Here is a 13309-nt window from a genome sequence, read left to right on the forward strand (position 1 = left end):
ATAAAATAAGTGTAGAATAAAGGTACATGGTTGCGATTTCCCCGGAGGCGGAAAATGGAACATCTTAAAGAGCCTTTGATTGAATTGATTCGGCTGGCGGCAACCAACCTGCCCCCCGATGTGGAAAAGGCGCTCCGTCAGGCATTGGAGCGCGAAGAACCCGGGTCGGCGGCACGCGGCGCGCTGGAAACTATTTTGAAAAATGTAGAACTGGCACGCAAACGCTCCACACCGATTTGTCAAGATACCGGTACCCCGATTTTTTACGTGTATCACCCTGAAGGGTGGTCCACCCGCAAACTGCGCCAGGTGATTGAAGAAGCCGTAGCCGAAGCCACCAAACGCTCGTATTTGCGCCCCAACTCGGTGGATTCACTCACCGAGAAGAACACCGGTAACAACCTGGGCGATGAACACTTTCCCACCATCCACTTTGAAGAGGTGGACGGTGACACCCTCACCGTTGACCTGATGCTCAAAGGCGGCGGTTGCGAGAACGTTGGCGCACAGTACTCTCTGCCCGGGCGTGTGGGCGGCGGAGTTCCTGCCGGGCGCGACCTGGAAGGGGTGCGTCGTGTGGTGCTGGATGCTGTACACAAAGCCCAGGGGCAGGGCTGTTCGCCGGGCATCCTTGGCGTTGCCATCGGCGGCGACCGCGGCTCAGGATACTACGCCTCGAAAGAGGTCCTCTTCAACGAATTGGACAACCCCAACCCGGACCCGGAACTGGAAAAACTGGAAGAACGCATCACCGAGGAAGCCAATCAGTTAGGCATCGGTCCGATGGGCTTTGGCGGCAACACCACCGTGCTGGATACCAAAATCACCGGTTTACACCGCCTGCCTGCCAGTTTCTTCGTCACCGTGTCGTACATGTGCTGGGCGTACCGCCGCCGCCGAATGATCTGGAAAGACGGCACCGCTGTGTACAAGTAAAGGGAGGACTCCATGAAGAAAGTACAGATTCCCATTTCCGACGATGTGGTGCGCTCGTTGAAAGTAGGCGATCCTCTTGCTCTTTCCGGAGTGATGGTCACCGCGCGCGATGCCGGACATAAATGGCTGATCGATACCTTCGTCACCCGCAAGCGCGAGCCGCAGGGTGATGATTTAGAGGTTTACGAAGCCCTGAAGAAACTGCTCAATGGCGGGGTGATTTACCACTGTGGACCGGTGGTTGCCGGACTGGATACCCGCGAGTACCGATTTGTTGCCGCCGGTCCCACCACCAGCATCCGCGAAGAACCCTATCAGGGCGATATCATGCGCCACTTCAACGTGAAAGGCGTCATCGGCAAGGGCGGTATGGGCGCCAAAACTCTGCAAGCCTGCCAGGAAGTTCCAGGACTGTACCTGCATGCGGTGGGCGGCGCGGCTACGTGGATTGCGCAGACCGTCAAGCGCGTGCTGGGCGTTTATAAACTGGAGTTTGGCGTTCCTGAAGCCTTCTGGGTCATCGAAGTGGAAGACTTCCCGGTCGTGGTGACCATGGACGCCAACGGAAACAGCCTGCACGCCGAAATCGAAGCGCGCTCGGCAAAGGTACTGGAAAATCTGTTGACGGGCGAGAAATCCTGACCCTCAGGGGTGATTCTGCTCCCGCCAGAGCCGCGAATTGGGAAAGAAGAGCGACTGTCCAAACTCGTCCACGCCAAACTGAGCAATCTTCTGCTGGACGGGGATGGAGATGAGCCAGTCTGTAAAGGTCTCTGCCCATTCCACCTGCAGGTCAGCGCCGCGGCTGGGGCTGACTACAATCACGCCATAGGGATTGAGCAGTCCCTCGTCTTTCTCTCGCAGAATTGCCAGTTTCAGCCCGTTCTGCCGGCGGCGCAGGAATGTGGCGCGGTCGCTGAGGGTGTAAGCGCGCTTTTCATCTGCCAGGGTCAGCACCTCACCCATGCCCTGACCGGCGGAGAAGTACCAGTTCTCGCCCTGCGGGTTGATGCCAGCTTGCTTCCACAAACTCAATTCCCGCGCGTGCGTGCCGGAAGAATCGCCGCGGGAGATGAAGGGAGACCGGCTCTGCGCAATACGCTGGAAAGCCTGGGCAATTGAATCCGCCTGTTTTACGCCGGCAGGGTCTTCGGCGGGACCAGCCAGCACAAAGTCGTTGACCATGACGTCCTCACGGCGCACGCCGTAGCCAGCCGCCATGAAGGCATCCTCGCGGGCGCGGTCATGTACCAGTAGAACATCCGCGTTGCCGTCTTCGCCCAGTTTGAGGGCTTGCCCTGTGCCTACAGCAATCACATCTACCTTTACGGGATATTCCTGCTCGAAGGCGGGAATCAGCACATCCAGCAACCCCGAATCCTGCGTTGAGGTGGTGGTTGCCAGGCGCAGATGCGGGACGGCAGGGGCAGACTGACAGGCGCTGAGCACCAGCAGGGCAAGGATGAGCATCCAAAATCGTTTCAACATATCCATTCTCCCTGAATGAACGCGCGGGTGCGCGAGTCTGCGGGGTGTTCAAAAAAAGAGGGGGTTTCGGCAACCTCGATGAGTTTTCCTTCCAGCAGAAGCGCAGTGCGGTGCGCCAGACGGCGCGCCTGAAAGACGTTGTGCGTCACCACTACCAGGGTCATGCCCTGCTGGCGGTTAAGGCGCTGGATGAGTTCCTCAATCAGGCGCACGTTGTAGGGGTCGAGGTTGGCGGTGGGTTCATCGAGCAACAGTACTTCGGGCTGAAGGACGATGGCGCGCGCCAGGGCGGTGCGCTGAATTTCGCCGCCGGAGAGCGTGTGGGCGCGCACGTGCACCATTTTTTCCATGCCCACTTCGCGCAGAGATTGCTCCACCCGCTGATGATGATTGTGTTCGCCTCGCAGGCGCACCCCGTAAGCTACATTGGCGCGCACGCTGGCGTTGAACAGCACGGGACGCTGGAAGACCAGCGTCACCCGCCGCCGCAGTGCCAGGGGCATTTCGGCGGTCAGCGGGGTGAAGGGAAAATTGTCAAAGAGGATTTGACCGCGCGTTGGGGTTTCGAGGAACGCCAGCAGGCGCAAAAGAGTGCTTTTACCTGAGCCGCTGGGACCGATAACCGCCAGAATCTCGCCTTTCCGAATGCTTAAATCCGGCACATCCAGCACGGTGCGATTCTGGTAGGTCTGTTGCAGGTGTTCGATGCGATAAAGCGTTTCCATAAGATTTCATCAGTGCCTGCTTATCAATTATACTACAAATTCAAGGTGTTCGATGCGATAAAGCGTTTCCATAAGATTTCAGGCGTCCTGCCAGCGGTCCTGCAGGATGAACAGCAGGGCGTTGACCACAAATGCCATGCCCAGAAGAATCAGGCTGAGGGCGAGAGCGGTGTTGAAATTGCCCTGGCGGGTTTCCAGCACAATGGCGGTGGTCAGTACACGGGTACGTCCTTCGATATTGCCGCCCACCATCATCACCGCGCCCACTTCGGAGATAATGCCGCCAAAGCCCGCCACAATGGCGGCAATCACGCCGTTGCGGGCTTCGCGCAGGACGGCAAGCGCCGCCTGCGTGCGGGTTGCGCCCAGCGCCATCACCTGCAGGCGCAGGGCGGGATCCACCGCCTGAACGGCAGTCATGGTAAAGCCTGCCACCAGCGGGAACGCCAGGATGATCTGAGCCAGAATCATGGCTTCGGGGGTAAACAGGTCGGGCAGGAAGGGCAAGCCTGCCAGCGGACTGCGCTGAGAGAGCAAAAAATAGACCAGCAAGCCAATCACCACGGGGGGAAAGCCCATCCCCGTGTAAATGAGGATGATGGCAATCCGTTTTCCCGGAAAACGGTTCAGCCCCAGCAAAATTCCCGCAGGAATTCCCAGCAGGGAACTGAAGAAAAGCGCGATACCCGAAACGCGCAGAGAAAGAAGGACAATTTCATCCAGTTGAGCGTTCATGGAGCCTGTCATGATTTTACTTGAAAAAAAACGGCATGGGGGGTTCCCCGTGCGGGGAATTCCCGGCGGCGTCCTTTCGCGGGAAAAAAAGAATCCCCCATGAGGAATCTCTTCCTTTTGAGGGATTCTGAAACCTGCAGGGTTCAGGGCTTTAATCGCTGACCAGAGTGCCGACCGGCTCACCCTTCAATGCACGGATGAGCGCGGTTTCGTCCCACAGGTTAAGCACCAGGATGGGCATCTTGTTGTCCATGCACAGCGAGAGGGCGGTGCTGTCCATGACTGCCAGGCGCTGGTTGAGGGCGTCCATGTAGGTGATGTGTTCGAATCGGCGCGCATTGGGGTTTTTCTTGGGGTCGCTGTCGTACACGCCGTCCACCTTGGTGGCTTTGATGAGCACGTCGCACTTCAATTCAGTGGCGCGCAGAGCGGCGGCGGTGTCGGTGGTAAAGTAGGGGTTGCCCGTGCCGCCCCCGAGAATGACCACCCGTCCCTTTTCCAGATGACGAATGGCGCGGCGGCGGATGTACGGCTCAGCCACCGAGTGCATTTCAATAGCCGACTGTACCCGCGTGACCACGTTCATGCTCTCCAGTGCGTCCATCAGCGCCAGGGCGTTCATCACTGTTGCCAGCATGCCCATGTAATCGGCGGTGGCGGGATCCATGCCGCTGTTCTGTCCCACCCGTCCGCGCCACAGGTTGCCCGCGCCGATGACCACTGCCACATCCACGTTCATTTCACGCACCTGTTTGATGCGCTGAGCAATGGCGCGCACACAGTTCGGGTCAATGCCAAAGCCGTTTTCCTGCGCCAGCGCTTCTCCTGACAGTTTGAGAAGGATGCGGCGGTACTTCAATCCATTCGAGAGGGTTGTTTCCATGCTTTATGCTTCTCCATTTTTTAGAAAAAAAGCCAACCTTTCGGTTGGCTTTCAGTGGTTAACTCGAGGCTTCGCCCAGTTCCCAGCGGACGAACCGCCGCACCACGATGTTTTCTTTTAAGGAAACTGCCAGTTCGTTGTACAGATCCTGGATGGTCTTGCTCTCATCGCGGATGTACTTCTGGCGCATCAGGACGGTTTCATCCTTGAATTTGCTCAGGTAGCCTTCCACAATGCGCGGAATGACGGCTTCGGGTTTGCCCTCTTCGCGGGCGCGCGCCGCGGCGATATCGGCTTCACGCTTCAGTTCGGCTTCGGGAATGTCTTCTTCCTTAACCCAGCGGGGGGAGGAAGCGGCGATCTGCAGTGCCAGTTCGTGGGCAAAGGCGCGGAAGGAAGCCTCGCGGGCGACGAAATCGCTCTCGCAGTTTACTTCCACCACTACTGCCACACGCCCGTTGCCGTGCGAGTACACTTCAATAACGCCTTCGGAAGCGGTGCGGTCGGAGCGCTTGGCGGCTTGCGCCAGACCCTTCTCGCGCAGGTAATCCACTGCCTTTTCGTAATCGCCGTTGGATTGTTCCAGCGCCTTGCGGCAGTCCAGAATGCCCGCGCCGGTTGCATCGCGCAGTTGCTTGATCATTTCGGTCGTAATTGCCATGGTCTTGTTCCCGTCTTTCTCAAAATCTTCAAAATTCATTCACCGGAGGAATTACTCTTCCTCGAATTCGTCCTCGCTAAAGCCTTTCATCTTTGCCAGGGTGGATTCGCCCAGAAGATCTTCATCCGAGACCTCTTCTTCCACACCCACGGTCACCGCGCCCATATCCACGGGAGCAGATTCCTCGCTCACCTCTTCCTTGCGGTAGGCTTTACCCTCGTTAACAGCATCGGCAATCTTGCCCACCAGCAGTTTGATGGCGCGGATGGCGTCGTCGTTCGAGGGGATGACGTAGTCCACGCCGCGCGGGTCGCAGTTGGTATCCACCAGCGCAATCACGGGGATGCCCATCTTGTTGGCTTCGTGAACGGCGGTGGCTTCGCGGTCCACATCCACCACAAAGAGCAGGTCGGGCAGGCGTTTCATCTTGCGGATACCGCCCAGGCGCACCTCAAGACGGTCGATCTCGCGCTGAATCAGCAAGCCTTCCTTCTTGGTCAGGCGCGAGAGTTCGCCACTGTCGCGCATGCGTTCCATGCGTTCCAGTTCCTGAATACGCTGGTAGAACGTAATCCAGTTGGTGAGGATGCCGCCCATCCAGCGTTCCACCACGTAGGGCATGCCACAGCGTTCGGCTTCTTCGCGCACGGTTTCCTGCGCCTGGCGCTTGGTGCCAACAAACAGCACCGTGCCGCCGTTGGCAACGGTATCGCGCACCAGGTTGTACGCCGTATTCAGGGCTTTGACGGTTTGCTGAAGGTCGATGATGTGAATCCCGTTGCGCTCGGTGAAGATGTACGGGCGCATGTGCGGGTTCCATTTGTTCGTGCGGTGTCCAAAGTGGACGCCGCTCTCCAGAAGGGCTTTCATGGAGATCACAGTAGCCATTATTCCTTTTTCTCCTTTGCGTTATTCTCCCGCTGTCCTCATTCCACCCTCTCACCCCTTTTGGGGGGCACGCAAGGGCAGTCAGCCAGCGTGTGAGTTGAAATGTTCGCTCACCTCTTTGGCGAGCCGATGGATTTTACCACAAAATAAGAGGAATCGTCCAGACTCGCCCCCGATTCCTGCGCAAAAAGGGGGCGCGCTCCATCCCCTGCGGCTTTCTCAACTCCTGACAGGCGCTCAGCCTTTCAGGTAGTTTTCCAGCGCACTGGCATTTTTCATCGCCGGTTCAAATTCGGGGTTCAGTTCAGCCGATAACCTGAAGTGGTGCAGGGCTTGCCGGTAGTCTTGCGCATCCAGCCCGTCGGTATCGCCAAAATGCACCAGCGCCAGCCCGTACATGAACTGCAAGAGGTAGTTCTCGGGGAACTTCTCCACCGCCAGGCGACCGGTTTCCAGACCCCGCCGCCAGTCCTGCGCTTCCATGAAGTACTCCATCGTCAGGAAATACCCCAGCCATTCCACTTCCCGCATGCGGGGATGATGCTGGTAGAGCCAGTTAAAGTGCTCGCGAATCTCATCGGCGTACATGCGCGAAGAGGTGGTCGGGCGGTTGAAACCCAGCAGAGACAGGCAGAGCAGGATGCGCGGCTGAGGGGCATCCGGATTCAGGGCAATGGCTTGCCTGAGGTATTCCTCAGCATGGGCGCTCTGCCCCAGGTTCGTGTACAACTTCGCCAGTTCCATGGCTTCGTCGAACGTCGGAGTGCGCCCGACAACGGCGCGGCGCAGTTCCTTAATGCGGGCTTCCTGTTGCTGACGGGTGGAGATTTTCTTGATTTGCGTACCGCAGTAGGTACAATGTGTTGAGGTAGAGTCCAGCGGAGCCCCGCAGGAAGGGCAGTGGATGGTCTTTTTCATTTGACTATCTCCCTGATTTTCCTTATGCCGATGGCGACTCAAAGAGAACCGAAAATTTACCCTTAAATATACATGAAGTTTTTAAATTGAAATATCCAAAATCCCCCCCCAAAAAAATCTAACCGGCAAGTTTCCCGGCATGCGCACTGCCTGCAACAGCCCCACCCGCAGGACTGATCTCAGCCGCGCACCCACCTGCCGCGCTGGACTTTCCAGCCCTTCAGCACGTGGATTTCGCCTTCCACCCTGCCGCCCGCGTAAATGCGCAGGACGCCGAACGACGGCGGCACCCGCCCGGGGATGATGCCCAGACTGGCAGAGCCGGGGTTGAAGAACAGTTTGCCGCCCTCGCGGCGGTTCTCCGCCTGATGGGTGTGCCCGTAGATGATGACATCGGCATGCGGACAAGCCCGCAGAACCACGTTGCGGTAGCGCTCAAAACGGTAGCCCTGCAGGACGTAGAGGGCTTTATCCCACCAGTAGCGCAGGAACGAGCCCTGCCCGTGAATCAGCGCCAGGCGCGCGCCGCCCAGTTCCATCTCCACCGCCCACGGCAGGGCAGGGGTAAACATCCAGTCGCGGTTGCCGCGCGCGGCGCTCACCGGCGCCACCTGCTCAAGTTCATCCAGCACCGCCGGCACGCACACATCCCCGGCGTGCAGAATGCGCTGAACCCCCTGCGCACGCAGGCACTCGATCAGCGCGGGGTGCAGGGCATTGACGCGGTCGGGGACATGAGTATCGGCAACCACGCCGAGGGTAATCAGCGGCTCCATGCGTTCTCCAGCAGGCGGCGCAGGGTTTCGAGGGCCTGCGCGGTAGTTTGAAAATGCACCCCCACCAGCCCGGCGCGGCGCGCGCCTTCCACATTTTCCACAAAATCATCCACAAAGACGGTCTGCCCGGCAGAAGCGCCCAGATGCGCCAGCGCCGCCGCAAACGCCCGCGGATCGGGCTTGCGCGCGCCCAGCATGGACGAGGTCAGCCACACCTCGACGGCGCGGTCGAGCAGGTCGGCGGGCGCTCCGAAGGCGCACAACAGCGCGCGCAGGTCTCTCGTCCAGGCGTTGGAGAGCAAGCCCGTGCGCACGCGCGGACGCGCCTCTGCCAGAAACGCCAGCAGAGCGGTATCCACGCGGTCGCCCGCCCAGAACTGCTCGCGGAAGGCAGTCAACTGCGGAGCAGAAAGGCGCAGGGTGCGGGCAACGAAATCCCAGACGGCGGGCTCATCCGCCTCACCGCGTTCAGCCGCCAGCGCGGCGGGCGAGGCAAACACCAGTTTCTCCAGGTCGGCGCGGGACATGCCGTACTGCCGCGCCAGCGCCTCGCGCGGCGCGGGGTCTTCGGTGCGCAGAATCACCCCGCCAACGTCAAACAGAAGGGCTTGAATCGGGGGCGTTTGCATGGGGTGAAGTATATCACGAGCGGAAAAAACGAAAAAAATCCGCCCGCCGTCAGAATCAGCGGACGGATTGTCTCATCCGTACAATTTAGTTACGCCGGCGGTCTCTGCGCAGGGACAGGCTTTACTTCCCGACAGCGCGGATAGTTTGAACAGCCGTAAAACTGCTTTCCCTTATGCTCGCCCTGCGTTACCGTGCGCAACACCATCGGGATATTGCATTTGGGGCAGAGGGGAGCAGAATCCTGTTTTGCGGGGGCAGGCGGATCGGAGACCGCCGGAGCGGTCGCGGGGGCTTCGGCGGCAGGTTTACCCAGCGCGTTCCTCAAATGCGGGGCGATCTTTTCGACAAGTTCCTGGGTGGTGTACGCCCGCTGGACGGGGAAGCGCACCAGAGGCAGGTTGGCGGCTTCAAAGACTCTGTCGACAAACTCATCCCTTTTCTGCCGGCGCTCCCGCTGATGGCTGGAATCATCCAGTTCAATGCCCAGGAGCGGCTTCATGGTTGCCGGGTCGCAAATCAGAAAATCCACATGCCGCTGAGCAATGCGGTTGAAATAGGCGAAGTTTTCATTGGGACGGGCGACAAAGAAAACATCCGCCAGGCGAACCTTGGACTGCAGGGTAAAGCGCGCCCCCAGCGTCGAAGACAGCACCTTATAAAAGGACAACTCCGCCGGAGAAAGAAAATCATCGCGCGTTCTGTAGGGCAACTCTTCAGGAAGATCATTTTTACGAAGGAAAGGAAAAATCAGACTCAAACACCCCTGTTTTTCTTTGGTCACTGCCATGTGAAAGACTCCGGAAATGAAAGATGTGTCAATATTTTGCCACAAAACCTTCAGGAGCAGAAATATACGCCGGGCAGGGATTTTCCCGGCATTCTTTGCGCCTTTGCGGGAAACCCCATTGCTCTTCCTTATCTTCTCGCACGGACGTTAAATCAGGTACACCCTCACTTCGGTATCTCCGTCGTTGACCTCGACGATGAGTGGTTCGCGCGATTTGCCCACCGCGTCCAGCATTTCGGGCATGGACTGAGCCACGCCGGGCTGATCGCGCAAGCCGGGGATGACCCCGCCGAAGAGCGTGAAGAACCATTTCCCCAGCAGGATGGGAATGGGGAACGACAGGGCAATCTGCACCTTGCCCTTCTCGCGCACGCGCAGGTGAAGCCAGCGCGCCCCGCGGCTCCAGACTGCCAGCAGTACCACCAGCAACCCAAGGAAGAGGGGGAAGAAGCCACACACAAACCAGAACGGGCTGGAAGCGGCATACCCCAGGGTGATCAGGGCAATGCCGACGATGAGGATGAACCCGCCGATGCCCAGCGGAATCAGCCACCACAACCGCCAGCGGTTGAGGCGCACATCCATTTCGGCGGGGCTTTCCAGCACCTCGCCTGCCGCCGGGGGGATGTCTTCTTCGGGCGATGCAGGCATCTCTTTGGGTGGCGTTTCACCGCGCAGGTATTCTTCGGCTTGTTCGGGCGTTAATTCGCCGCGCTCCACTTTCTTTAAAATTTCGCGCATGGATTCTGGCATGGGCATGTCTCCGTGTGAATACAGATAAGTCCTATTGTACGCCATTTCCCGCGCAGTCCCATCGTCGGGGGAGCGCACCCCGAGCCTGCCGAGGGGCGCAGTAAGGATTATTGACCGCAAAGGCGCGAAGGACGCAAAAAAAAAATCGTGTGCCTCGACAGGCTCGGCGAACGGCTTGACAGGCTCAGCCTTGGGCAGGCTCGGGCTTCGGCTCAGCCCGCCGCTGATGCCAGTACCCCTCTGCCAGATACAGCGCCAGCGCCAGCCACACCACGCTGAATCCCACCAGCCGCGCCTGGTCAAACGGCTCGTGATACAGGAACACCCCCAGCAGGAACTGCATGGTGGGCGAGAGGTACTGAATCAAGCCCATGGTCGAAAGCGGGATGAGCCGCGCCCCCATGCCGAAGAACAGCAGGGGCGTTGCCGTCACCACCCCCGCCAGCGCCAGCAGAAGCGACTCCAGCGCGCTGACGTGCAAAAACGCCCCCTGCCCGCGGGTTTCCAGGAAAATCAGGTATCCCAGCATCAGCGGGGTGACCGCGCCGGTCTCCAGCGTCAAGCCGTGCAGGGAGTTGAGCGGGAAGGTCTTTTTCAGGTAGCCGTAGATGCCAAAGGTGAACGCCAGCGCCAGCGCCAGCCACGGCAGGCGTCCGTAGGCAAATGTCATGTACAGCACGCCCGCCAGCGCCAGCCCGATGGCAAGCCACTGCCCGGGGCGCAGGCGCTCGCGCAGGAACACCACCCCCAGCAGGACGTTCACCAGCGGGTTGATGAAATACCCCAGCGAGGTTTCCACCACATGATTGGCGTTGACGCCCCAAATGTACATGCCCCAGTTCAGCGTCACCAGCGCGCCGGAGAGGGCATACACCCCCAGAACGCGCGGCGAAAGCCGGGCGCGCAGAGCTTCCCACTCCCGCCGCAGGGTGATGAGCAGGACCAGAAACACCAGCGACCACACCACGCGGTGCGCCAGAATCTGCACCGAAGGCACGTTCTGCAGGGCTTTCCAGTACAGCGGAAAGACGCCCCACATCCCGTAAGCCAGAAAGGCGTACACGTACCCCTTTTTCACGGCTGACAATCCTCGCCGAGGTGAAAGTCCTCAAGATTCCAGAGGAAACTGCGCGCCGTCGGGTCGAGCGAGAAGCCGCACAAATCCGGGCGGGCAATGGCAATCTTCAACTGGAAGTACAGCGGAAGCACCGGCAACTGCCCGGCAAAGACCTTCTCGGCGTTCTGCAGGGCTTGCAGGTCTTCCTCAGGGGTAGCGTGCGCCCGCAGAGAGTTCAGGCAGGCGGCATCGTACTCCGCCGAGGAAAAACCGCCCGCGTTGACGCCCAGCCACTGATTGGCGGCGGCGGGGATTTGCCCGCTGGTGTAGAGCGCGCAGGCGTTGCGCTGGCTGGTCTGCCAGTAGAACATGGCAAGGTCAAAGCGCCTGCCGAAGAGCGCCCCATCCGGACCGGGGGCGAACAACTCGCCGGGCGGCAACTGCACAATGTTCGTCTCAATGCCGCAGGCGCGCCAGGACTGTTGCAGGGTCTGCGCGGTTTGACGGCGCAACTCTGCCTGCGTGGTGAGCAGTTCCACCTTCAGCGGCGTACCGTCGGGGACGCCGCTTACCCCCTGCGCCACGCGCGGGGTGTTGGGGTCGCCGTCGGTGTCCTTCCAGCCCACTTCGTCCAGCAGGGCGCTCCCCTTTGCCGGGTCGTAGGGGTATTCGGGCAGGGCATCTTTCTGATAGGCGGGATGATCGGGCGCCAGGTAGCCGCGCGGCACATCCACGCGGTTGAAGAACACCTGCTTAACGATGGACTCGCGGTTGGCGCACAGAGCAAACGCCTGGCGGGTGCGCACATCGCCGAAGAAATCGGGGCGGTCGCCCGCGGCAGGGTCGTAGCCGTCATCGTAAGACGCCGGGCGGATGCCGAAGGCAACGTGCTCCCACTCCGGTCCCTGCGCCAGCAGTAACTGCAGGCGTCCGTTGTTCTGCGTGTTGATGAGTTCTTCCAGCAGGGGCAGGAAATCGGGGTTGGGTTCAACGATGTCGCACTCGCCCGCCACCAGCGCCATCAGCGCGCTGTCGGGCGGATTGCCCGAGAAGCGGAACACCAGCGTATCGAAGGCGGGCAAGCCCTCGGCGGCGCGGAAGTACAGCGGGTTCTTCTTCAGGGTGATGTGGTCACCCGCCGTCCATTCCTGCACGGTGTAAGCCCCCCAGCCCAGCGGCGCGCGGCGGATTTGCTCATCCTGTAATATTTGCGCCGCGCTCAGCGTCCCCCAGGCGTGTTTGGGCAGGGGCAGGAAGAAGTAAGCGGGGTAATTGCGCTCCACAAAGCCCGGCACGCCCACCCACTCCACCGTGCGCTCGTCCAGCGCAGTGTAGGAAAGGGTGCGGTCAATCAGCCCTTTGGCGGTGGGGGTTGCCGGGTCGGCGGCAATCTGGAAGGAAAAGACCGAGTCTTCGGCAGTGAGCGGCGCGCCGTCGGACCACTGGATGCCCGCTTTAAGGCGGAAGGTGACGCTCAGGCGCTCCATCTGTAAGGGGCTGGTGCCGTCCCAGGTGACGGCGCACTCCGGCGAAGAACACCCGGCAGGCAGGACCTGCACACCCGCCGCCAGCGCCACCAAATTGCCCGCCGTATCCACCACGGGGTCGCCGGCTTTGACCTTGACGGCTTCGATGCGCGCATCGCCGTCGCTCAGCGCGGGCATCTTCTCCAGAATCACCGGCTGAACGGCGTACTGTCGGGTGTCAAACGGACCATCGTAGAGAGCTTCCAGCACCGCCCACATACTGCGCGAGTTGCCGCCGTAGGGATACAGTGTTTGCGGTTCTTCGGCAAGGCACACCACCAGCGTTTTGGGCAGTTCGGGGGTGGGGACGGGCGTATCGGTAGGAAGGGGCGCAGGCGTTGCGGTACTCACCGCCGGGGTGGCAGTGGGCGGCACGATGCATCCGCTCGCCAGCGCCAGCGTTATCAGCAAAAGGGGTATCCAGCGTTTCACGGTTATTCCTCCATCCTTCTTTACAGCCGCGCCAACCGCGGCTGGACCTGGCACAGTATTCTGAACAAGCAATCTAACACAGGCGGGGATGAACGTCAAGCGTCCCGCGGCGGG

Annotated in this window: 15 protein-coding genes; 2 read left to right on the forward strand and 13 right to left on the reverse strand. The window is 60.1% G+C overall.

Annotated elements, in window-relative coordinates; translation table 11 throughout:
• The first annotated feature begins 54 nt into the window (after positions 1-54).
• Positions 55-936: a fumarate hydratase gene (locus ANT_RS17940; RefSeq protein ID WP_013561463.1), complete on the forward strand. Its 882-nt coding sequence runs from the start codon at positions 55-57 to the stop codon at positions 934-936.
• A 12-nt stretch (positions 937-948) separates the two neighbouring features.
• Positions 949-1578, forward strand: a complete 630-nt coding sequence (locus tag ANT_RS17945) for a FumA C-terminus/TtdB family hydratase beta subunit (protein ID WP_013561464.1) — start codon at positions 949-951, stop codon at positions 1576-1578.
• Positions 1579-1581: 3 nt separating this feature from the next.
• Here the strand turns inward: ANT_RS17945 and ANT_RS15450 are convergent, their stop codons facing one another.
• From ANT_RS15450 to ANT_RS15510, 13 genes are all read right to left on the reverse strand, one after another.
• Positions 1582-2430 (reverse strand): ABC transporter substrate-binding protein, encoded by an 849-nt coding sequence (locus ANT_RS15450; RefSeq protein WP_013561465.1) that lies wholly within the window; start codon positions 2428-2430, stop codon positions 1582-1584.
• Positions 2418-3149 (reverse strand): ABC transporter ATP-binding protein, encoded by a 732-nt coding sequence (locus ANT_RS15455; RefSeq protein ID WP_013561466.1) that lies wholly within the window; start codon positions 3147-3149, stop codon positions 2418-2420. The genes ANT_RS15450 and ANT_RS15455 overlap by 13 nt, the downstream gene beginning before the upstream one ends.
• Positions 3150-3227: 78 nt before the next feature.
• Entirely contained in the window at positions 3228-3884 is a 657-nt protein-coding gene (locus ANT_RS15460; RefSeq protein ID WP_197534074.1) for an ABC transporter permease, read from the reverse strand.
• Between the two features lie 151 nt (positions 3885-4035).
• The gene (pyrH, locus tag ANT_RS15465) at positions 4036-4767 is read right to left on the reverse strand and encodes a UMP kinase (RefSeq protein WP_013561468.1); all 732 of its coding nucleotides are present in this window, start codon (positions 4765-4767) and stop codon (positions 4036-4038) included.
• A gap of 58 nt (positions 4768-4825) precedes the next feature.
• Positions 4826-5428 carry a translation elongation factor Ts gene (gene tsf, locus ANT_RS15470; protein ID WP_041455791.1) on the reverse strand — a complete coding sequence of 201 codons (603 nt, stop codon included), beginning with the start codon at positions 5426-5428 and terminating at the stop codon, positions 4826-4828.
• Between the two features lie 51 nt (positions 5429-5479).
• Positions 5480-6316 (reverse strand): 30S ribosomal protein S2, encoded by an 837-nt coding sequence (rpsB, locus tag ANT_RS15475; RefSeq protein ID WP_013561470.1) that lies wholly within the window; start codon positions 6314-6316, stop codon positions 5480-5482.
• 237 nt (positions 6317-6553) lie between these two features.
• Complete coding sequence (locus tag ANT_RS15480) at positions 6554-7234, reverse strand: zinc ribbon domain-containing protein (RefSeq protein WP_013561471.1); 681 nt, start codon at positions 7232-7234, stop codon at positions 6554-6556.
• Between the two features lie 179 nt (positions 7235-7413).
• Positions 7414-8010 (reverse strand): metallophosphoesterase family protein, encoded by a 597-nt coding sequence (locus ANT_RS15485; protein WP_013561472.1) that lies wholly within the window; start codon positions 8008-8010, stop codon positions 7414-7416.
• Positions 7998-8639: an HAD family hydrolase gene (locus tag ANT_RS16715; protein WP_013561473.1), complete on the reverse strand. Its 642-nt coding sequence runs from the start codon at positions 8637-8639 to the stop codon at positions 7998-8000. The genes ANT_RS15485 and ANT_RS16715 overlap by 13 nt, the downstream gene beginning before the upstream one ends.
• An 89-nt stretch (positions 8640-8728) precedes the next feature.
• A complete protein-coding gene (locus ANT_RS15495) occupies positions 8729-9427 on the reverse strand; it encodes a DUF2726 domain-containing protein (RefSeq protein WP_013561474.1) in 699 nt (232 codons plus the stop codon).
• A 147-nt stretch (positions 9428-9574) separates the two neighbouring features.
• Entirely contained in the window at positions 9575-10180 is a 606-nt protein-coding gene (locus tag ANT_RS15500) for a hypothetical protein (protein ID WP_013561475.1), read from the reverse strand.
• A 184-nt stretch (positions 10181-10364) separates the two neighbouring features.
• The gene (gene rarD, locus ANT_RS15505; protein ID WP_013561476.1) at positions 10365-11258 is read right to left on the reverse strand and encodes an EamA family transporter RarD; all 894 of its coding nucleotides are present in this window, start codon (positions 11256-11258) and stop codon (positions 10365-10367) included.
• On the reverse strand, positions 11255-13195 hold the full coding sequence (locus ANT_RS15510) for a peptide ABC transporter substrate-binding protein (RefSeq protein WP_013561477.1): 1941 nt from the start codon (positions 13193-13195) through the stop codon (positions 11255-11257). Before ANT_RS15510 ends, rarD begins: the two co-directional genes overlap by 4 nt.
• Positions 13196-13309: the final 114 nt, after the last annotated feature.

Source organism: Anaerolinea thermophila UNI-1, assembly GCF_000199675.1.
Lineage (GTDB): Bacteria > Chloroflexota > Anaerolineae > Anaerolineales > Anaerolineaceae > Anaerolinea > Anaerolinea thermophila.